This window comes from Sphingopyxis sp. (assembly GCF_036675685.1).
Taxonomy (GTDB): Bacteria; Pseudomonadota; Alphaproteobacteria; order Sphingomonadales; family Sphingomonadaceae; genus Sphingopyxis.
The window spans coordinates 1-21,154 of record NZ_JAKFEM010000046.1; the positions used below are offsets into that span (position 1 = coordinate 1).

Annotated in this window: 17 protein-coding genes, 1 tRNA gene and 1 pseudogene; 13 read left to right on the forward strand and 6 right to left on the reverse strand. The window is 64.6% G+C overall.

Annotated features, from left to right (window positions below):
* A pseudogene (locus V6M50_RS16940) lies at nt 1–285 on the forward strand (serine hydrolase); the annotation flags it as partial.
* Nucleotides 285–1,154, forward strand: coding sequence for an NAD(+) diphosphatase (gene nudC, locus V6M50_RS16945; RefSeq protein WP_332819757.1), 870 nt, complete (start codon nt 285–287; stop codon nt 1,152–1,154). The pseudogene V6M50_RS16940 and the gene nudC, both read left to right, overlap by 1 nt.
* On the opposite strand, the gene V6M50_RS16950 is transcribed toward nudC, so the two are convergent.
* The 3 genes from V6M50_RS16950 to V6M50_RS16960 all read right to left on the reverse strand — a co-directional run bounded on the left by V6M50_RS16950 (nt 1,155) and on the right by V6M50_RS16960 (nt 3,834).
* Nucleotides 1,155–1,571 (reverse strand): DUF2497 domain-containing protein, encoded by a 417-nt coding sequence (locus V6M50_RS16950; RefSeq protein ID WP_332819758.1) that lies wholly within the window; start codon nt 1,569–1,571, stop codon nt 1,155–1,157. It abuts the gene before it with no gap.
* Between the two features lie 78 nt (nt 1,572–1,649).
* Nucleotides 1,650–3,137: a TolC family outer membrane protein gene (locus V6M50_RS16955; RefSeq protein WP_332819759.1), complete on the reverse strand. Its 1,488-nt coding sequence runs from the start codon at nt 3,135–3,137 to the stop codon at nt 1,650–1,652.
* 34 nt (nt 3,138–3,171) lie between these two features.
* Nucleotides 3,172–3,834: a protein-L-isoaspartate O-methyltransferase family protein gene (locus V6M50_RS16960; RefSeq protein ID WP_332819760.1), complete on the reverse strand. Its 663-nt coding sequence runs from the start codon at nt 3,832–3,834 to the stop codon at nt 3,172–3,174.
* A gap of 259 nt (nt 3,835–4,093) precedes the next feature.
* On the opposite strand from V6M50_RS16960, the gene V6M50_RS16965 reads away from it, so the two are divergent.
* Nucleotides 4,094–4,167 (forward strand) — tRNA-Cys (locus V6M50_RS16965).
* Nucleotides 4,168–4,194: 27 nt separating this feature from the next.
* Here V6M50_RS16965 and V6M50_RS16970 read toward each other — a convergent pair.
* A complete protein-coding gene (locus V6M50_RS16970; protein ID WP_332819761.1) occupies nt 4,195–7,224 on the reverse strand; it encodes a DUF2339 domain-containing protein in 3,030 nt (1,009 codons plus the stop codon).
* A 118-nt stretch (nt 7,225–7,342) separates the two neighbouring features.
* A complete protein-coding gene (gene rtcR, locus V6M50_RS16975; protein ID WP_332819762.1) occupies nt 7,343–8,938 on the reverse strand; it encodes an RNA repair transcriptional activator RtcR in 1,596 nt (531 codons plus the stop codon).
* A 306-nt stretch (nt 8,939–9,244) separates the two neighbouring features.
* Between rtcR and V6M50_RS16980 the strand changes: the two genes are divergently transcribed.
* From V6M50_RS16980 to V6M50_RS16995, 4 genes are all read left to right on the forward strand, one after another.
* On the forward strand, nt 9,245–10,471 hold the full coding sequence (locus V6M50_RS16980) for an RtcB family protein (RefSeq protein WP_332819763.1): 1,227 nt from the start codon (nt 9,245–9,247) through the stop codon (nt 10,469–10,471).
* A 39-nt stretch (nt 10,472–10,510) separates the two neighbouring features.
* A complete protein-coding gene (locus V6M50_RS16985; protein ID WP_332819764.1) occupies nt 10,511–10,945 on the forward strand; it encodes a hypothetical protein in 435 nt (144 codons plus the stop codon).
* A complete protein-coding gene (gene rtcA / locus V6M50_RS16990; protein ID WP_332819765.1) occupies nt 10,942–11,964 on the forward strand; it encodes an RNA 3'-terminal phosphate cyclase in 1,023 nt (340 codons plus the stop codon). Before V6M50_RS16985 ends, rtcA begins: the two co-directional genes overlap by 4 nt.
* Nucleotides 11,965–12,122: 158 nt before the next feature.
* Nucleotides 12,123–12,824, forward strand: a complete 702-nt coding sequence (locus V6M50_RS16995; RefSeq protein WP_332819766.1) for a TetR/AcrR family transcriptional regulator — start codon at nt 12,123–12,125, stop codon at nt 12,822–12,824.
* 107 nt (nt 12,825–12,931) lie between these two features.
* On the opposite strand, the gene V6M50_RS17000 is transcribed toward V6M50_RS16995, so the two are convergent.
* Nucleotides 12,932–15,592, reverse strand: coding sequence for a TonB-dependent receptor domain-containing protein (locus tag V6M50_RS17000; RefSeq protein WP_332819767.1), 2,661 nt, complete (start codon nt 15,590–15,592; stop codon nt 12,932–12,934).
* Here V6M50_RS17000 and V6M50_RS17005 point away from each other — a divergent pair.
* From V6M50_RS17005 to V6M50_RS17030, 6 genes are all read left to right on the forward strand, one after another.
* Nucleotides 15,573–15,770: a hypothetical protein gene (locus tag V6M50_RS17005; protein WP_332819768.1), complete on the forward strand. Its 198-nt coding sequence runs from the start codon at nt 15,573–15,575 to the stop codon at nt 15,768–15,770. The genes V6M50_RS17000 and V6M50_RS17005 overlap by 20 nt on opposite strands.
* Before the next feature lie 394 nt (nt 15,771–16,164).
* Nucleotides 16,165–17,124 (forward strand): helix-turn-helix transcriptional regulator, encoded by a 960-nt coding sequence (locus V6M50_RS17010; protein WP_332819769.1) that lies wholly within the window; start codon nt 16,165–16,167, stop codon nt 17,122–17,124.
* 75 nt (nt 17,125–17,199) lie between these two features.
* Entirely contained in the window at nt 17,200–18,156 is a 957-nt protein-coding gene (locus tag V6M50_RS17015) for a hypothetical protein (protein ID WP_332819770.1), read from the forward strand.
* A 263-nt stretch (nt 18,157–18,419) separates the two neighbouring features.
* Nucleotides 18,420–18,800 carry an OsmC family protein gene (locus V6M50_RS17020; protein WP_332819771.1) on the forward strand — a complete coding sequence of 127 codons (381 nt, stop codon included), beginning with the start codon at nt 18,420–18,422 and terminating at the stop codon, nt 18,798–18,800.
* 50 nt (nt 18,801–18,850) lie between these two features.
* Nucleotides 18,851–19,474 carry a TetR/AcrR family transcriptional regulator gene (locus V6M50_RS17025; RefSeq protein ID WP_332819772.1) on the forward strand — a complete coding sequence of 208 codons (624 nt, stop codon included), beginning with the start codon at nt 18,851–18,853 and terminating at the stop codon, nt 19,472–19,474.
* A gap of 389 nt (nt 19,475–19,863) precedes the next feature.
* Nucleotides 19,864–21,135, forward strand: a complete 1,272-nt coding sequence (locus tag V6M50_RS17030) for an efflux RND transporter periplasmic adaptor subunit (protein WP_332819773.1) — start codon at nt 19,864–19,866, stop codon at nt 21,133–21,135.
* Nucleotides 21,136–21,154 lie beyond the last annotated feature (19 nt).

Below are 21,154 nucleotides of genomic sequence, written 5' to 3' on the forward strand. Positions count from 1 at the left end.
GCCGAAACCGCGCGGCTCGCAATGTCGAACCTCCTCGCCGACAGCGTCGATCGCAAGGGGACGTTTATCGACGGTCAGGGCTTTGGCGCCGGCGGCCGCGTATCGCTGCCGACTTCGCCGGGGGGCGAGGGCATTTTCGGCTGGGCGGGCGCCGCGGGAACTATCGGCTTCATTCACCGCGGGCTCGGTTATCGCGCCGCGGGCTATACCCAGATCATGCCGCCCGACGCGGTCCCGTTCCAGGCGAAGTTCGGCGAGACCTTCTTCAAGGATGTGATGGCCTGATGCCTTTGCCGCTTGGTTTCACGGGTGCGTGGCTCGACCGCGCCGATCAATTGCGGACGAATGCGGACGCGTTTGCCGCTGCGTCGGTCGACCCGCGCGCACGATGCCTGGTGCTTGACGGGATCGACTTTGTGCCGGGCGAGGGCGGGGGGTTGCTTTGGGAGGCGCTCGATCCCGCCGACGACCGCGCGCTGATGCTGCTCGGGATCGACGATGCGGGAATCCCGCATTTCGTGCGCGACGCCGCTCCCGGAGCACGCATCGACGCGCGATCGCGGACGGTGATGCGGCTCTTGCCGCTGCTCTCGGGTGAGGAGGCGGCGCTTTATGGCGGCGCACGCAGCCTCGTCGACTGGCACGCGCGGCATCGTTTCTGCGCGGTGTGCGGAACGCCCACCGACCTGTTTCGCGGCGGTTGGGGGCGCCGCTGCGGCCATTGCAATGCCGAGCATTTTCCGCGCGTCGACCCCGTTGTGATCATGCTTGCCGAATGCGAGGGGCGCGTCCTCGTCGGGCGGCAGGGCGGGTTCCCGCCAGGGTTCTTCTCGGCGCTCGCGGGGTTCGTCGAACCCGGCGAATCGCTGGAGGAGGCGGTCGCGCGCGAATTGTTCGAGGAAGCCGGCGTCCGCGTCTCGGACGTCTCTTACGTAGCCAGCCAGCCCTGGCCGTTTCCCTCGTCGCTGATGATCGGGTGCCGCGCGGTCGCGAACGATCCTGCGCTGACGATCGATACGACCGAGATCGAAGCGGCGATGTGGGTTGACCGGGCCGAGGTGCGCGCCGCGCTCGCGGGCGACATGGGCGCGCCGTTCATGGCGCCGCCACCGCTGGCGATCGCGCGCTATTTGCTGGAAGATTGGGCCGGCTAGTTAGAAGCGCTTGCCGGTAATCCGGCTGATTTCCTTCGCCACCATCGCCTCGACAAGCGCGGGCAGGTTGGTGTCGAGCCAGTCCTTGAGCATCGGGCGGAGCGCGTCGAGGACGACATCCTCCATCGTGCGGCCGGCAACGGTCGGGGCTGCAACGGTTGCAGCGGCAACAGCGGGCGCTACCACGGCGGTCAGCGCTTCGAGCGACTGGCGCGCGGCATCAGCGCTCGATTCCGAGACAAGCTCTCCCACGGGCGCCGCTTCGGCGCCTTCTTCTTCGTCATGAAGGTCTAGAATATCGTCGTTTTCGGCGGACCGCGCCTCACGAACGGCGCCGGGCGCCTCATCGCGAGCGATCACGCGCCGAATCGACGACAAGATATCTTCCATCGACGGTTCTCGCGACATATCGCCCATAACCAAGCCCCCTAAACCATCGCGATTACCGGATGGTTAACCGTCTTCTTACCGATTTGGGGTGCGTTTTGCCAAGCTTTATTGTGGCGACAGCGACGGCGGCCCGGCGGGAACGCTCGCGTTGGCGGCCGGAACCGCGCGCGTATCGGTCGCTTGCTGCTGCGGCGCCGGGTCGTCGGCCCAATCCCAGATCTGGCCCTTCACGCGCTTGTAGTTGACTTCGGGATCGTAGAGCGCACCACCCTCGATGCCGAGGTCGCGCGCTTCGGCCTTGCCCATCGCGGCGAGGACCGAAAAGGCGGCGACGTAGCTGTTGCGCTGCGCCGACACGAGCTGGACCTGCGTGTTCAGATATTCCTGCTCGGCGTTCAAAATGTCGAGGATCGAGCGCGTGCCGACGCTGTTTTCGGCGCGCACGCCCTCGAGCGACAGACCGTTGGCGCTCACCGCCTGCTGCGTCGCGGTGATGATCCGTTCGTTCGCCTGCCACGCGGCATAGGCGCCGCGCGTCTGCGCGATCACGCCGCGTTCTACCTCGACATAATTTTCGATCGCCTGGCTGCTGCGCGATTGCGCCTGGCGTACCTGTGCCGAGGGGCGCCCGCCCTGGAAGATCGGGATCGTCAGCGACAGCCCGGCCTGCGCGCTCTTCGTGACATTTTCCGAGGTGGTGTTTTCCGGCGGTATCGAGTTCAGATTGTTGGTGTAACCACCACTGGTCGTCGCCGACAATTTGGGCAGGCGGCTCGCGCGTGCGACGCCGATGTCGGCGCGGCTGGCGCTGACGAGCTGGTTCGCCGCCTCGATGTCGGGATTATTGTTCAGCGCGATGGCGACGGCTTCCTCGGCGGTTACCGGCAGATTGGGCAGCACCGGCGGCTGTTCGAGATCGACCGGCGCATCGCCGACGAGGCGGATATAGGATTCGCGGCTGGCGATCAGGTTCGATTCGGCGGTGCGCAGATCGCCCTCGGCTAGCGCGAGCCGCGCCTCCGACTGGGCGACGTCGGTGCGCGTCAGGTCGCCGATCTCGAAACGATCGCTCGTCGCCTGCAAGTTGGTGCGCAGGACCGCGACATTCTTCTGGTTGAGCTGGACGATCGCCTGGTCGCGGATGACGTCCATATAGGCGCCGACGGTCTGCGAAAAAATGCTCGCCTCGGTCGCACGGAGGTCGGCTTGCCCAGCCTCGACGCGAAATTTGGCGGCCTTGATCGCGTTGCGCACCGCGCCGCCCTGATAGATGGGGACCGTCACTTGCCCGCCGACGTTCACCGAACGCTTGGGCGAGAAAAAGGCGTTGCCGGGAAGGACCAGATTTTCCTGATAATCTACCCGCGCGCCGACCTCGGGCAAGCCGCTGGCCTTTTGGATCGGTACATTTTCGTCGTTCGCGCGCTGTCCGGAGCGCGCCGCGGTCAGTGTCGGGTTGTTTTCATAGGCCTTGGCCAGTGCATTCTGCAGCGTTTCGGCGTGCGCCGCGGGCGCCAATATCAGCGCACCGACCGAAAGGCCGGTGAGCCAGCGGGCGCGGCGGAGAGGCTGTTTCTTATTGGTATCGAGCATATTTTGTCAGCCTGAAACGAGGAGAGAGGTGGCTTTAGAACCGGAAGCCCGCCGGTGCGGCGAAGCCGGGAAGCGGGGCGACATCCATGTCGGCAAAGCTGCGCAGCGGGATAACACTGCCGGCCTTCACCCCCTGCACCAGCCGCGTGACCGCGCCCTCGCGCCGCGCGGCGACCAGCCGCCCGCCCTCGGCAAGCTGCGCGGCGAGCGCGTCGGGCAGCGTTTCGATCGCGCCTTCGACGATGATGCGGTCGAACGGCGCCGCGTCGGGGGCGCCGGCGGCAAGCGGGCCCAGAACCCAGCGGATATTCTCGTTGGCGATCGCGCGCTGCGCCGCGGCCATCAGTTCGCCCTGTTCCTCGACGGCGTGGACCTCGGCGCCCAGCAGGGCGAGCAGCGCGGCGGTATAGCCGGTGGCGCTGCCGATCAGCAGCACGCGCATGCCGGGACGGATTGCAGCGGCGATGAGCAGCCGGCCGGTGACCAGCGGTGCGTTCAGCGCGCGGCCGTGGCCCAGCGCGATCGCACGGTCCATATAGGCGACGCCGGCGAGCGCGGCGGGTACATGCGCCTCGCGCGGCACCGCAGCCATCGCGCCGATCACCGCGGGGTCGATGACGTCGTTGGTCCTGAGCTGGCTGTCGATCATGGCAGAGCGCATCTCCGCCGCCGTAATTTCGCTAAACTTCGTCGCCATCAGCCTTTTCCGATTCCCTGGGCATGAACTTTGCGGGGCAGCTCTAGCCGAAGCAATGCTGTATTGCAATAGTAATACAGCCCCGCAGCCGCACCGTCGCCGCGCATAGCTCGCAACGCGATTGCCGCCAAGCCTCATCGCGCGGCGCGGCAGGTGGAGCGGGTTCGGGCGAATCCTTGACAAGGCGGCGAAAGCCCCTCACTAGCGGCGCCGTTCAACACCCGGCCGTCCGCATCAGCGGTCACGGCTTTCGGCGCGAGGCCCGATGGCGGAGTGGTGACGCAGCGGACTGCAAATCCGCGCACGCCGGTTCGATTCCGGCTCGGGCCTCCACCGAGTTTATTTTTTGCTATCAGTTTCTTATGTCGCGGCGGAGGCCGCCGACTTCTCCTCGCCAGGCGAGGCGACGGGCGTAAGCTGGCGGCTGTAGAGCCAGCCGATACCGATCAGGCTGAACCCGAGAGCGACGAAGGAGCCGATGCGGAGCAGGCCCTCAAGACCCGAGGCGTCGAACAGGAATACCTTGCCGGCGGCCGCAAGCATCAGGACGAGCGAAGCGATACGCCAGTCGCGCCGGCCCGCGCGAATGCCCCAGAGCAGGAAGCCGATTGCGAGGAGGAGAATGAGGAGCGAGCGCAGGATATTCTCGGCTGGCGCAACCCCCGCTTCGACGAGCAGGCTGCCGTGGAAAGCCTGGCGCAGGCTCGACCAGGCGAACAGCGCGACGAGGGTCATGGTGACGAGCTGGACGAAGCGATCGAGCGCCGCGGGTGCAGGCGCGAAGAGCCTGGCGACCAGCCATACGCCGATCCAGGGCACGAGGAACAGCGGCAGCAGCAGATTGGCGAGCGGCCAATTACCGACCGCCTGTTCGGTCCACAGCGGATTGTGGAGCATGATGCCATAATAGAGCGCGTGCGCCGTCGCGGCGATCGCGAGTGCGCGGCTGCCGTTCGGTAGTCCGCGGCGCCAGAGCAGCCATCCAAGCCCCATAAGCAGCGCCGCCCATACGAGGCGCTGCGCGATTCCCGTCGTCACGAAATCGCTCCCGGCAAGTGCGGCGAAACCGAGGCGGTAGAGGCCATGGACCGCGATCAGGCCGACGATTCCCGCAACGCCGAGTCCGGCGGCCAGCAGCCAGCGCGGAAGCTTGTCGCGGAGAAGCCAGAAAGGCGCGCCGATGAGAAGCGACGGCAGCGCCATGCGGCGGATCAATTCGGTAGCAGCCAGCGCCGGGCTATCGATCAGCATCGGCGCAGCGCCAAGCGACAGCAGCGCCTTTGTCACCCAGATCGCCGCGGGCATCGCGGCCCAGGCAAGGCTGATCGCTGCGAGCACCGCGGCGCCGGCATCGATCCGCGCGAGGGCGGTACGCCGCGCCGCGAGCAGCAGGGCCGCGGTGCCGGCCGCCGGAACGAGCACCAGCAGCGTGGGTGGAAGCAGCTGCGCAGTGGCGCCGTAGGCGAGCGCTCCCGCAAAACCCTGACTCAATCGACGGACGACGGGCCGTTCGGCGCGGAGCGCAAAGAAGACCGCAAGGAGCGCAAGCGCCATCCAGCGCAGGCAGGCATATCCGGCGGCGGTTCCCGTCCCATCGACCAGCCTGGGCAGTTCGTCGAGCGCGCGTGGTGTGGCGACCAGCGCAAGGAGCGCGGCTCCGAAAAAGGCCGTCGCCACCCATTCGATCCGGGGATCGGCAGCGGCCTTCCCGAAAAGCAGCAGCGTCCCGGCAACGGCCGCGATCGCAACCGGCGCGAGCCAGAACGGGAGGACCAGGACCAGCGCGAGCGCGGCGAGCGCCGCGGTCGCCCCGGTCAGCCAGGCGAAGCGGTCATCGGCGGCCCGACCTTCGGCATGCCAGCCGCGTGCGATGCCGGTCGCGGGAAACAGCGCGGCGCCGAGCGCCACGAGAGCCAGTGCGCCGTCGGACATGTCCTGCATCTGCCACTTGGCGAGCGGGGCCATCGCGAGCGCCAGCACGCAAAGTTCGAGCGTGCGGCGCAAGTCGGGCGGCGCGGTCCAGAGGCGCGCGAGCAACGGGAGCGCGTGGATCAGTGCCAGCGCGATGCCGATGAGCCCGAACCAATAGGGTGAAGGATCGGGCCACAGCGCGACCAGCAGGATCGACAGCGCGAGGCTGGTCGTCGGGACGATGGCAAGGCCGCGCTCGCGCCACGCGAGCCATTGCCCCGCCGCCGCGAGCAGCGCGAACAAGCCCCAGTGCAGCGGCGTGAAGCCCGCGTGCGCAACGAGGAGCGCGAGTTGCAGCGCGCCGACGATGGCGGCGGCGGCGCGAAGCAGCGTGGCGCGCGGCCCTTCATAGGCAAAGAGGGGGATGGCAACGCCGAGCAGGAGCACATAGGCGCCGATCGAAAGCGAGCCGAGCGCGTCGAGGGCGCCGCCGATGAAGATCATCCACAGGCTCCAGCCGGCGCCGCCGGCGAGCGCGGCGATCGCGAGCCACGGCCAGCGGCGCATCCGTGCGACCCCGGTCATCGCGGCGATGGTCAGGGCGAGGTAGATGGCGAGCAACGGGACATTGGGTTCGAGCGCCCCGACGAGCGCCGGCGCGGCGAGGCCGCCCGCGAGGCCGAGGAGCGCACTCGGTGGGCCGAAGCGGAGCGACAGCGCGAGCGCCGATGCGGTCACCAACGCCAGCGCGATGAAGGCAAGCAGCGGCCCGATCAGTCCATAGACGTTCGCCGCGACCATGATCGCGGCATAGAGGGTCGCGATCCCCGCGCCCGACAGCGCCTGCGGGACGCGCACGTCGCGCAGACGGTTTTCATTGCGCCACGCATATTCGGCGCCGCCGACCAGCCCGAGGCCGAAGAGGATGCCCGCGATCACCTGGACGCCCGGCGTAAAAACGCGCGCAAAGAAACCAAGGTCGATCGCATAGCGGACGATGAGGACGCCCGCGATCGCGAGCGTGATGCCGCCTGCCCAGATAGGCAGCGTCTTGCCGAACAGATTTTCGAACCGCGCCGAAAGATTGACGGGCGTTGCAGGGGCTTCGGTCATCGCCGCGGGCTGCGGCGCGGCTTGTCCGGTCGGCGCGCGACCGGCGGACGCGGCATCCGCCTGCGCCATCGCCGGAGGGAGGGCGCTCGCCAGCGCTGCCGCATGAACGGCGGGCGCGATCTTTGCCGGAATGTCGTCTGCAGCCTCGGGGTCTGCAGTCTCGGGCGTTTCCGTCGGCCTTGCGATGTCCGGCGCCGGAGCCTGCGACTGGCCTTCGCCCATCGGCACCCCGGCACGGCGCTGCAGCGCGCCGATGCGCTTCGCCGCTTCGGCAAGCGTTGCTTCGGCCCGCTTGAGCCGGCTTCGCGTGTCGGCGAGCAGCACGCCGAGGATGAGGATCGCCAGAAAGGCCAGAGATTCGAACACTTAAATCCTTTCGCCGCATTACCTATCAGTCGAATGCACAAAGATCGACGGCGTTCGGATTCTGGCTCACGGGCCACTGTCGCCGCCACCGGCAGGGCAGCCGAGGACCTGTTTTCACCTATCCGGGATGTGGGTGAATGTCGGACCACTCCAGATCGAACCTTGCCAGATATTTTCGGAGCCGGTCGGCGTCGTTGGTGCTTTTGCGCAAATCCCTCGAGATCGCGAACAGCGTGCGTCCGGCTTCCGACAGCGATCGGCACGCGCGGCAGGTCTCGATCACAAAGGCCAGCTGAACCCGGTTGAACGGATCGATCGCCGCGAGCCGTTGGCTGCCCAGGACAAAGTCGATGGTGTCCGCTTTTCCTTCGTCCGCCTGCCAGACCGTGCCGAGCCTTTCGATTTCGAGCGCGACGGCGCCGGTATCGATACGTCCCGTCGTGCTCAGCGTCGCCATCCGCGTGACACTCGCAGCGAGATCGCGGAAATTCCCCTGCCATTGTGCGCCGGGGCTTTCGGCGAAGGCGAGATACTGTTCGCGCGCCTCTTTATTGAACGTCACCCGCGATCCCTCGCGTTCGGCAAATCGCTCGAGCTCATAGTCGAGATTGGGTTCGATATCCTCGCGACGTTCCGACAGGCCCGGCAGCGCGAAGGTCCACAGGTTGAGCCGCGCGAACAGGTCGTCGCGGAAATTGCCCGCACGCACCTGTTCGGCAAGATTGCGATTTGTGCCCGCGATAAGCTGAAAGTCGCTCTTCGCTTCGCTATCGGATCCGACCGGGAGGAAGCGCCCCTCCTCGATCGCGCGCAGGATCATGGCCTGTTCGTCGAGACCAAGCTCGCCGATCTCGTCGAGAAACAGCAGGCCCTTGTCGGCGCTTTTGAGCAGGCCGGGGCGGTCCTGCACGGCCCCCGTGAACGCGCCCTTGCGATGCCCGAACAGGGCCGACATCGCGCTGTCGCCTTTCAGCGTTGCGCAATTGACCTCGACACACGGCCCGCTCACCTGGTGGCGGAGCTTTTTCAGTTCATAGATTTTTCGGGCAAGCTGGCTCTTTCCGGCGCCCGTTGGACCCATGAGCAGGATGGGAGCGCGGCTGCGCATCGCTACTTGCTCGATCTCTTCGATCAGCCGGTTGAATCCGGCATTGCGGGTTTCGATCCCGCTCTTGAGGAAGTTGGTGCTTTCAGCGCTGGTCTCGGCAAAGCGCGTTGCGATGCTGTCGTAACGCGACAGGTCGAGATCGATGCTATTCCATACGCCCACCGGCTGCGGGGCGCCGCGCTGCGGCTGGGTCTGCAGCAGCCGGCCCGGCAGATAGCGTGCTTCGGTGAGGAGAAAGAGGCAGATCTGAGCGACGTGCGTGCCCGTCGTGATGTGGATCAGATAATCCTCGACATCGGGATCGAAGGGAAAGTCGCGCGCGAAATCGAGCAGCTTTCCATAAACCTCCTCAAAATCCCATGCGTCGTCGAAATCGAGCAGCCGCGGCACGACCTCGGTTTCAGGCGAGACGTCGGAGATGTCGTTCGCGATAAGCTCCGCGAGCCGTCGATGCTGCGTTCCGTGGAGCAGGATGAAGCGATCGACCCGCAGGTCCTGCTGCATGCAAATGCTGACGCTCGGCCGCCACTTGTTCCAGCGGCCGGAATCGAACTTTCCAGCATCGAGAGTGGAGCCAAGGAATCCGATGACCGTGACGGGCTTCATATAAGATTTTATATAATTATCTAAGGTACGATACAAGTATATCCGAATTATACGGGGCGCCAAGATGGCACCAACACCAAGGTAGAAAAATTACCAAGTAAATTCAAAGGAGTATGGTAATTTCTGATGGATTGGCACGCCTCCTGCAATACGTCATTCGTCGAGGCTCACGTCCCTCGGCATGATGCGGGACAGGGGCGGCCGGAATTGGCCGGCCGCCCCAAAGTCCGCGACAGGCGTGGCGCGCGCGGGGGTTTCGCAATCTTCGGCCGCGTGCTTTTGTGACGTTTCTATTGGAGGTCAGCCATGACCCAGACGACTTATGAAGTGCAGCATGTCGACGGCGGCAAGCCGGTCAAGATGTGGACCCGCGGCGTACCCGTCGAGGACATGGCGCGCGCGCAGCTCGCGCGCGCGGCGCAGATGCCGTTCGTGTTCAAGCATGTCGCGGCGATGCCCGACGTCCATGTCGGCATCGGCGCGACCGTCGGATCGGTGATCCCGACCAAGGGTGCGGTGATCCCGGCGGCGGTCGGCGTCGACATCGGCTGCGGCATGATGGCGGCGCGCACCTCGCTGATGGCGCATGACCTGCCCGACAATCTGGAAGGCATCCGTTCGGCGATCGAGGCGGCAGTGCCGCACGGCCGGTCGGTCGGGCGCGGCAAGCGCGACACCGGCTCGTGGGGCGACCCGCCCCCGGCGATCGTCGACGCCTGGGCGACGCTGGCCGAACGCTTCGGCCATATCGTCGCCAGGCATCCGCGGCTGAAGAACACCAACAACCTTACGCATCTGGGGACGCTCGGAACGGGCAATCATTTTATCGAGCTTTGCCTCGACCAGGATGCGCGGGTGTGGGTGATGCTGCATTCGGGATCGCGCGGCGTCGGCAATGCGATCGGCACCTACTTCATCGAACTCGCGAAGAAGGACATGCGCAAATGGTTCATCAACCTGCCCGATGAAGACCTTGCCTATTTCCCGGAAGGGACCGACCATTTCGACGATTATGTCGAGGCGGTGGGGTGGGCGCAGGACTTTGCCGCGCTCAATCGGCGGATGATGATGGCGAATGTGATCGCGGCGCTGCGGCGCCAGATCGCCAAGCCGTTCGAGGCCGAGATGGAAGCGGTGAATTGCCATCACAATTATGTGACGCGCGAGAACCACTTCGGCGAGAATATCCTCGTCACCCGCAAGGGTGCGGTGCGCGCGGCGAAAGGCACGCTGGGGATCATCCCGGGCTCGATGGGGGCGAAAAGCTTCATCGTGCGCGGGCTCGGCAACCCGGAGTCGTTCGACAGCTGCAGCCATGGCGCGGGCCGGGTGATGAGCCGGACCGCGGCGAAAAAGCTCGTCACGCTCGACGAACATATCGCCGACACCGCGGGGGTCGAATGCCGCAAGGACGAAGGCGTCATCGACGAGACGCCCAAGGCGTACAAGCCGATCGAGGCGGTGATGGCGGCGCAGGCCGACCTCGTCGAGATCGTCCATACGCTGAAGCAGGTGGTGTGCGTGAAGGGGTGACCCTTCACGCCATTGCCGACCGGCCGAGACCGAGGATCTATGCGTAAGTCGCTCTACTGCAACAGATGCCGGGTTCGATTGACTGCCCTGCTCGCCATTGTCTCGGGCAAAGACCCGAAGGTTCCGGAGCCGTTGATCGAAGACCGGAAGCCGATTGTATCGCGGGGTGTCGGGTTCAAGGCATGGAAAGCAACACCTTGGATTTATCGGGAACCCGGGGAACCGCTGGCCTTCGTTCCGCAATATTGGTTGAATCCCTTGGATTTGACTGACGCCGTGCAACTTTCGCGCGATACCTCGCGGACAATTGGATGCTGTGGGATTTCTGGAATCAACGGTCCCAATCAGTTGTGTCGCTGCAAGCAGGAGATCGGCACTTTGCAGGACGATTGCATGACGCCTTGCGTTTTCATCCCGGAACCAGAGGCCACATTTTGGGCCGACTGTGACAGCGAATATTTGGATAACCCATGATCATCATCGACGGCTCCGAAGGCGAAGGCGGCGGACAGGTGCTGCGCTATGCGTGCGCGCTGTCGCTGATGACCGGCGAGGCATTCACGATCGGGAATATTCGCGGGGGACGCGAAAAGCCCGGGCTCATGCGCCAGCATGTGACCGCGATCGAGGCGGCATGCGTTATCGGCGGGGCTGAATGCACGGGCCTTGCGGTCGGATCGAACAGCATTTCGTTCCGGCCGGGCCGCGTGACCCCGGGCGACTATCATTTCGCCGTCGGCACCGCGGGCAGCACGGCGCTGGTCCTGCAGACGGTCCTGGTCCCGCTGATGCTGGCCGATGCGCCATCGCGGCTTGTGATCGAAGGCGGGACGCATGCCATGGCCGCGCCGCCGTTCGAATTCATCGAGCGCACCCTGCTGCCCGTCATCAACCGCATGGGACCGACCATCTCGGCGCGGCTCGTCCGCCACGGCTTCTTCCCGCGCGGCGGGGGGTGGATCGAGGTTGATATCGTGCCCGCTGCGCTGCGACCGGTCGAATGCGCCGAGCGCGGGGCCTTGCGCCGCGTTGGTGCGACCGCCATCCTGGCGGGCATTCCTTTCGACGTCGGCGATCGCGAGTTGAAGACGGCCGCCAAAACGCTTCCCGATTGGCCGCCGGAATCCTTTGTCACACGGCAGCTTCCCGCCGATCAAGGGCCGGGCAACGCCCTGCTTCTGGAGGCGGTATTCGACAATGTGACGGAAATCATGTCGGCGTTCGGGAAGATTGGGGTGCCGGCCGAGCGCCTTGCCAAAACAGCGGCACGGCGGATGGCTGGATACCTTGCGTGCGAAGCTTTTGCGGGACCCTATCTGCAGGATCAGCTGATCCTTCCGTTCGCGATCGCAGGGGGCGGTCATTTTTCGACGGTAAAGCTGAGCCAGCATACGCTGACCGCGGCCGCGCTCGTCGAACGCTTCCTGGGGACCGGGGTCCGGTTCGCCGAGCACGAGGATGGTGCGATTTTGGTCGAGGTTGGACGGTCCTAGGGGACCCGTCCAACCATTTCCTCGAACCGGTCTCTCGCCGGCGCGTGCATGACTTCCTGCCTCCGCCCGGTGGACGTCGGCACCCTAATAATCTGAAAGCGAGCCGCTGCCGCGCGGGATAGTTTACGCCCGATGATCAATCGAGCAGGAATATCGCGATGCAAACTTCACATCTCCTCGGCCAGAACCAGAAAAGAGGGTCGGGAACGAGCCGATTGCCGGCGCAGTCGCGAGCCTTGATTCTGGCCGCCGCGCGCGACATGCTGAGCGAGGGGTCGTTCGAAACCTTCTCGATGGGCGAGGTCGCGGCGCGCGCTTTCGTAACGCGCCGGACACTGTACAATCAGTTCCTTTCAAAAGACGATCTGTACCGCGCATCACGCGAAACCCTGCTGCACGAGCTGGCGGAGGTTTATGTCGATGACATTCCGCCAAAAACCTCGACATGCGACGGGCTGAGATATTTCGCCCAGGCCTGTTTCGACCTGTTCTCCGACGAGCGTTCGATCGAGCTTGTTCTCTCGACGGTTCGCGACGGCGAGACGCAACCCTGGCTTGTCCAATCCTATCAGCGCATCGTCCGCGACCGCCTCATCCGGACGTGCGAACTCTTTGTGCTGCAGCGGACCAGGCGCGTCGCGACGATGCGGGAAAATCCGCGCCATATTGCGGAGCAGTTCGTGGCCGTCATCGAGGCCATGGCCATCGGGCCCGATATTTTTGGCGGGGCGCGGCTTCTTCGGCCCAGCGATGTTGCCGAACGGCTCAATGTCGTCGCCAATGCCTATGGCGCGATGCTCGAGGCCAAGGGACCGGCTGCCGATCCCGGACCGGACAATGCACGCCAATATGCCGCCTGACGCGCGATAAGGGCTTCCCCTCAAACCGCCCCGGTCGCGGATGGACCGAACAAGAAAGGGCGGCGAGACAAAGCTCGCCGCCCAGTTTTTTCTGCGCCCGCAGAAAATCAGAACTTCAGCGTTGCACCGACAAAGAAACGGCGGCCGAGCGGATCATAGGTCGAAGGGAAGGTATTCCCGCTGTTCTCGGCCGTGCCGCCATAGGTGTTGCCCACCAGCGGGGGATCCTTGTCGAGGAGGTTCAATATGCCCGCGCGCAGCGTAAAGGCCTCGCTGATCTCGGCCGTACCCGACAGGTCGAAATAATGGCGGGCGCCGATGGCGGGGACGGCGAAATCCCCGGGATCGGCGGCGCCAAAGGCGATCGCTTCCTGCGTGACCTTGCCCAGGTAACGCCAGCGTAACTGGAGCGTCCAGGGACCGTTTTTATAGTTGGTCGTCTGAACGAACCGCCATTTCGGTTCGGGCCGCAGGCAGGCGCTGCCGACCAGCCCGACGCAATCCAGCGCCGGGAGGATGGGATCGGTCTGATCGACGGACTTCAGGACACGCGACCCGTTTACCCCCACGCTGAGGCTTCCGCTGCCGATGTTGAACCGGTAGGTGGCCGAAAAATCGACCCCGCGGCGCAGAACCACCGCGCCGTTCAGCCGCGTCGTGTCGACCCCGACGGTCGGGCCGCCTTGCAAGGATCCGCTGCCCGAGCGGTTGATACGCGAGCAATAAAAGCCCGAAGCGTCCTTTTCCACATCGTAGCAGGCGTCGATAATATCCTGCTCGGGTGGCTCGAGGATCGCATTTTTGACCTTGATGTCATAATAATCGACCGTCGCGGTAAATCCCGGCATGAACCGGGGCTGCGCAACCACGCCGAAGGTCAGCGTGTTCGCCACTTCGGGCGTCAAATTGGGGTTTCCGGCCTCAAAAATGCTGATCTGTCCGCCGAGATCCTCGATGGTCGTAACCAGGCCGATTTGCGAAGCCGGAACGCCCGTCGCGATGCACAAGGCCGTCAGTGCGGCGTTGCCGACCGGATTGGTGCCCGAACATGGATCGAAATTGGCATCGCCGGTGCCATTCGTGCGCGGCAGGCCGATCTCGGTCAGATTGGGCGCGCGCGCCGCGCGGGCATAAAGCGCCCGAAACCTGAAATCCTCGACCGGCGCCCACTCGCCGCCGATCTTCCACGTCTGGTTGGAAAAGCTGTTTCCCGCCGCCCCGTTCACGTTGCTGGAATAGTCCGAATACCGGAATCCCGCTTCGAGCGTGAGGGCGTGAAAGAACGGGCGATCTTCGACGATCGGAAGGCGCGCCTCGATAAAGGCTTCCTTGACGCTATAGTCGGCATCGACGCGCGACGACGAGCCAAAGCCGGGTGCGATGCCCGCTTCATAATTGGCGTCGGGCCGGGCCTTTCCCTGTTCCTTGCGATATTCGACGCCGACGGCAAAACCGACCGCGCTGGTGGCCCAGGGCAGCGTGAACAGGTCGCCCGCCAGGCTGGCGCCCGTCACGAACTGGGAGGTCTGGTTATTCTCCTGGAGGTCGAGCCGGATATAGTCGGCCATCGCGGGCGTCAGCGTGTCGGGGCCAAAGATATTCACCGGCACGCATCCGTTGGAGGGATCGATGCAGACAATCTGTCCCGAGACCGGATCGCGACGACTCAACACGCCTTGCTGAACCTTGGTATAATTATTGTCGTTGATAAAATTCTGGGTTCGGTTGGTTCGCCCATATTGGGCAAACACCTCATAGTTGAGATTGTCGGAGATATCGCCGCGGAAACCGCCGACGGCCTGATACACGGTGTTTTCAAACTCGGAATCGCGCGTACCCAGTTCGACCAGGCGCCGGAAAAAACCGACCGTGACGATCCCGTCGCCATCGGGATCGTTGGCGGCAAAGATCGGCCGGGCCGAGGCGGCAAGGAAGGGATTGTCGCGATAATTGACCTGCAGTTCGTTGCCGAAGGTGCCGGTCGGCGCGACCACCGTCGTAATGCGGCTGTGCGCGAACGACATCCGCGCAAAAAATTCCGCCGCGGGCGAAATTTCGTAGCTGACCAGCGCCGTCGCCGTGAACTTCTTTTCCGGAACCTGGAAAAGGTTGAAGGGCGCGAAATTGAAGGATCCCGCATTGGGGCGGATCGTCCCGCCGGGCCCGAACTCCACACGCCCGCCGGCCAGGCCGTCGATCTTCCCGTCCACGTCGGTCGAACTGCCCTGCGCCCCGAGATTGACCGAATTTTGCGCGAAGGCCGAAACCTTGCGCTTGCCTTGCGACAGCGCGTCCTGATCGGTGTAGGTCAGGCTCAGGACTGCATTTCCCCGATCATCGGCAAAATTGCCGCCCGCCGTGATCGAAAAATCGGCCGCGCCCGCGTCGCCGCGCTGGGTAATCCCGTATTGTGCATCGAGTTCGAGTCCCTCGAACTTGTCGTCCAGAATGAAATTCACGACGCCGGCCACGGCATCCGATCCGTAAACCGCCGACGCGCCGCCGGTGATGATTTCGACACGCTTTACCAGTGCCGTCGGGATCATGCCGACGTCGACAATGCCGTCGGCGTCATATGGGACGAAGCGCTTTGAGTTCACCAGCACCAAGGTCCGCTGTTCGAGGAGATTGCGAAGGTCGATCGTCGCCGCCCCGGCATTGCCGTTGTTGGTCTGGCCGCCCATCGCCGGCACCACTTGCGGAAGGTCGCGGAGAAATTCTTCGGGGTTTTTCGCGCCCGTCAGCGCGATGTCTTCCGCCGAAACCACCGAAATCGGTGAATTCGCCGTAAGATCGGGCCTCGCGATACGCGAGCCCGTGACGACGATCGTCTCGGCGACGGCGTCATCGTCGGGGCGCGCGATCTCTTGCGCGAATGCCGCCTATCCGGTCATGCCGAGTATGAATGCGGCGCTGCCCAGCGCGGTGCGCGCGAGCAAATTCTGATTGCGTTTCACACTATGTCTCCCTGTTCGATATCGCCAGTGCGTGTGAACGCGACGCGCGCCGGTTGCGGCAGGCCTCGCCGTTCATGCCGTGGGCCTAGGGCCGCAATCGGGCAGGCGATTTCAGATTATTAAGATCGGGGAGGCGGCCGAAAATTGTTCGAGGCTGTTGCCGAAATGCTACATCCTGGCGGCCGTGGCGCGCTCAAGTATCTATACTATTGGGGAAAATTCTTGAGGAGGCCCGGCGAAGACGACGTGGTCCATGATCGCGGGCTGTAAATTCCATGGTGCCCCCGGCATTCGGTCGCGGTAAATAGCGGTTCATCGAAAAGGCAGAGAACGGTCGGGGCCGTCTCGCTAAGAGGGTCCGGCTGAACGAAGGGACTTGTCGAATGGCTTCCAGCTCCAGTGTCCTGTCGCATGCGCCTCTCACCGTTCCGGCAGATTGCGTCTCAACCCTTTATGCCGGCCATCTCGGCCGCTTCCAATTGGTGCATTGTTCGGGCCGCGAAGACGTGCCCCGCATCGCGGGTTCGACCCGCGGCTATCATATTCTCATTCCGTTGGCCGGGGCCTTCGTCTGGCATCGCGATGTGGGCACACCCGTCTTCGCAAATTCCAATACCGTCGTTCATGTGGGATCGAACGACTGCTACACCGTGTCGCATCCGGTCGGCGAGGAGTTGAGCGCGGCCTTCTGGCCGCGAAGGGCCATCCTCGACGAGCTGGTCGGCGAGATCGGCGATCGGATGCCCGTCCGCGCGCCTTGTACGGGGAGCATCCACCTTCAGTTGAGGCGACTGATCTCCATTCTTCAAACCGCCGCGAACGACCTGGAATTTGAAGAAAATGCGATCACCTGGCTGAAGAAAATCCACCGGCCTATCGGTCACGACCGAACCGTGTCCGCAAAATCCTCGCAAGCCGTTACCCGCGCCAAGGAATATTTGCATACCCACCTTGAAGAGAGGCTGAGCCTTTCGCAGATCGCCGACGCGGTCGGCGTGTCGCCCGTCTATTTGACGCAATTGTTCACGGCTTCCGAAGGCGTGCCGCTCTATCGCTATCACCTCGACCTGCGTCTGAATGTGGCGCTCGACCGGTTGGCGCGAAGCGATGATATTACGATGCTGGCTCTGGATCTCGGGTTTTCCAGCCACTCGCATTTCTCGACCGAATTCAGACGTCGGTTCGGGATTGCGCCGGCCGGGCATCGGGGGGGCATGCGCGACGCACTTGCCGTCGCCACGCGATCCGGCCCCAGAATCGACGCCGTTCCGCTTTGCACCGCACGGGGCGGGGGCCCGGATTTGCTGGCGGGATGGCGGTTCGGGCAGAGCGCCGAAAACTAGCCGATCTTAAGATTCTGATAGTGCGCCATCCTGCCGCCCAATAGGATGCTGTGACCAGCCGCTTTCCCGTGTCGAATGACGGCCAAGGCACCATGGCGCTGTCTCGCCAGCCCGAACAGGAATGGACTGGCCATGCAGGGACTCTTCGATTTGTCGCTCGGATGCGGACAGCTGGGCTTTCCCGCGCCTCGGCTTGCGCGCCTGGGTGTTGTGCTGTTCGCCATCGGTTTTGCCGGCCTGGGCGTATTGGCGATCATCCATGCGGACTTTGCCCTGCAATGGCAGCCGGTGCCCGAGACGATGCCCTTTCGCTCGTGGCTGGCCCGCGCCAACGGGGTCATGCTTGTCGGCGCGAGTGCCGCGCTTTTCATCCCGCGCCTTCGCCGGGCGGGCGCGATCTTGCTAGTGGCGATGCTGGCGGTCTGGGTCTTTGTTCTCCATGCACCGCGCCTGTTCGGTCATTGGGGCGATGTCGTCATCTGGCTTGGTTTGGCCGAGGCCGCGGCCATGCTGGGCGGCGCGTTGCTGTTGTGGGAGAATGTGCGGCTTGCGAAGCCCGCGTCCGGAATCCGCGCGCGCGGGCTCCCGATCTCGGCCGCCCGCTGGGCCATCGGTCTCGCGCTCCCCATCTTTGGCCTGTCGCACTTTGTCTATGCGGACTTCACCGCTGCGATGGTCCCCGGCTGGATACCCGCGAAACTATTTGGGGCCTACTTTACGGGATGCGCGCATGTTGCTGCGGGCATCGCGGTCCTGACCGGCCTCTGGGGCCCCTTGGCGACCAGGATGCTCGCCGCGATGTTCGGTTCATGGGTTCTGATATTGCACGTGCCGCGCGTCGTGGCCGATCCCGCCAGCCGGGTTGAGTGGACAATGCTCTTCATAGCCACAGCATTGACCGCAAGTGCGTGTTTGCTCGCTGCGCGTTATCGATCCGGACCTTTGCTGCGCCGCCCGACCGGCGCGGCGTCACCTCCCCATCGTTTCGAGACGGGGAAGATCGAGACTGTCCGTTTTCCACCCCAAAGCTGACGCGTCCGCCTCATGCCGCCGCCACAACAACAAAGGGCTGCCCCTTTCGGAGCAGCCCTTCCATTGTCTTGCCTGTCGCGGACAGCTTAGCCGAGCTCGACCCCCGCGAGGAAGGTCATGCTCAAATCTGCCGCATGCGGCGTGTGACAATGAGACATTCGACCACCTCCTTTCGCTTGTTGACGATGAAATGGATGTAGGATTTTTTGACGGTTGGTACAAGGCACCGCTATCTCGGACCCGCTCGGACAAAGGATAATCCCATGGCGCATGGCACCGCTCGCATCGGCAACGACCATTATCGCACCGAAATTTCGGTCAGCGGCCATGACCTGATTGCCGACGAAGGCCCGGCGTTGGGCGGCAAGAATATGGGACCGGCGCCATACGACCTGCTGCTCGCGGGCCTTGGCGCCTGCACCGCGATTACGCTGCGCATGTATGCCGACCGCAAGGAATGGCCGTTGGAATCCGTCGAAGTTGGCCTGCGACTGCATAACAAGGACGGGCTGCGCGTCGACCGGGTGCTGACGATCGCCGGTCTCGATGAAGAGCAGATGGCCCGGCTGGCCGATATTGCCGAGCGCACCCCGGTGACGCTGACGCTCAAGGGCGGCCTGCCGATCGATACCCGGCTGGCCTGATCGGCGTGGCACTGGACATTCCGCGCCGCGTCACTTATATACCAGCCGTTATGGAAATCGAGACTGCCACTGTCCCCGCCGGTCCGCATAAGGGCCGACCGCGCGAGTTCTGCGTCGATGCCGCGTTGGCGGCGGCGCTGCGCGTGTTTTGGAGCAAGGGCTACGAAGGCGCGTCGATGGCCGACCTGACCGAGGCGATGGGGATTACCAAGCCCAGCCTCTATGCGGCGTTCGGCAACAAGGAAGCGCTCTTCAACAAGGCGCTCGACCTTTATGAGCGCGAAAAGGCCGATTATATGCGCGCGGCGCTGGAGGCGCCGACCGCGCGCGGGGTCGCCGAACGGCTGATGTACGGCGCGCTCGACATGTACACCTGCCCCGAAAATCCGAACGGCTGCCTCGGCGTCATCAGCTCGGTCGCTTGCGGTGCCGAGGCTGAGTGCATTCGCGAGGCCGTCGTTGCACGCAGCGCGACGGCGAAGCGCGCAATGCTCGATCGCTTCGCGCGCGCCAAGGACGAGGGCGATTTTCCGCCCGACACCGATCCGCAAGGCCTCGCCGCGTTCCTGACCGCGGTGAACCAGGGCATGGCGGTGCAGGCGGGCGCGGGCGCAACGCGCGCCGAGTTGGAGCGCCTGGTCGAAACCAGCCTGAAGCTCTGGCCGGGGCGCTAGAAGAAAAATTTTACTGCGCGGTACAGAATGGCCTTGACGCAGCGCAACAATACTTATATACCACTCGGTATACAAAGATAGGCTCTCCCCCGAGACCGGCCGCCGTATGGCAAAGATCATGCGGCGGCCGGATTCATCATCCAGATTATTTTCCCGGGAGCGGGTCCTGTTCCGGTCGGCGCCTGTGGGCGCTTGTCCGCAAGACATAACAGGGAGCCGGCGCGTGCATCGATAAGGTGCGGGTGACCGGAGGGGCGGTCGTCCTCTTTGCAGAGGGCCGTCCAGCAACAAGGACCATTTCGAAACCGACCGGAAGCACGCGCTTTCGGCGCCGGGAATCCTTGCGCCTTGGGCGCAGCCGAAACGAACGAAGAGAAGAGGGCACCCCGATGACCGTCCACACCCCGATCGAAAAGCTCGATCCCGCCGATGCGAAGGTTCGCCGCGAACTGAAGACATTGCTCCACCCCGGCCGCGGCCGCCGCGCCGCATGGATCGGCGCACTGCTCGTGCTGATCGTCGGCGCCTGGTGGCTGCTCCGCGACGGCGCGCCGCAGGCCGCTGCCGCGCCAGCGCCGGTGCTCACTGTCGCGGCGCCGATCGCGCGCGACGTGACGCTGTGGGACGAATATATCGGCCGTTTCGAGGCGAGCAAAGCGGTCGAAGTGCGCCCGCGCGTCTCGGGCGCGATCACCGCGATCCACTTCACCGACGGCCAGATCGTCCGCCGGGGTCAGCCGCTCTTCACGATCGATCCGCGCCCCTACCGTGCCGCGCTCGCCGAAGCGCGCGCCTCGGCGGCGAGCGCGCGCAGCGACCTCGCGCTCGCAAGGCTCGAGCTTGACCGCGCGAACCGCCTCGTCGATGTCGAAGCGGTGTCGCAGAGCGAGATCGACCGGCTCCGCGCCCGCGTCAACGCGGCCAATGCTGCGCTGGCCGGGGCCGATGCCCGCATCGCGGCGCGCGCGCTCGATGTCGAATTCACTACCGTCCGCGCGCCGCTGAGCGGCCGCATCTCCGATCGCCAGATCGACGCGGGCAACCTCGTGTCGGCGGGCGACGCTGGCGGAACGCTGCTCACCACGATCAACGCGCTCGACCCCGTGTACTTCACCTTCCAGGGATCCGAAGCCCTGTTCCTCAAGACCAAGCGCGAGGGCGGCGACAAGGGCGCGGCGGTCGAAGTCCGCCTGCAGGACGAAAGCGACTATCGCTGGAAGGGTCAGCTCGATTTCACCGACAATGGCCTCGACCCGCGCTCGGGCACGATCCGCGCCCGCGCCAGCTTCCGCAATCCCGAGATGTTCCTGACCCCCGGCATGTTCGGCAACATGCGCCTGTCGACCGGCCAGACGGCGCGTGCGCTGCTGATCCCCGCCGCGGCGGTGCAGACCGATCAGGCGCGCAAGATCGTCTATGTCGTCGGCAAGGACGGCATGGTCGCGGCGAAGCCGGTCGAGATCGGTCCCGAAGTCGATGGTCTGCGCGTCATCCGTTCGGGCCTGACGCCGACCGATCAAATCGTGATCAACGGCTATCAGTTCGCGCGTCCGGGCACCAAGGCGGTGACCAAGGCCGGGAAGATCGCCGCTTCGGCAGCCCCCAAGGGTGCAGCCGCCGCGGTCGAACCGGTGTCGGCGCAGGCGACCTTTGCGAGGTAACTATTCTCCCCTCCCGCTT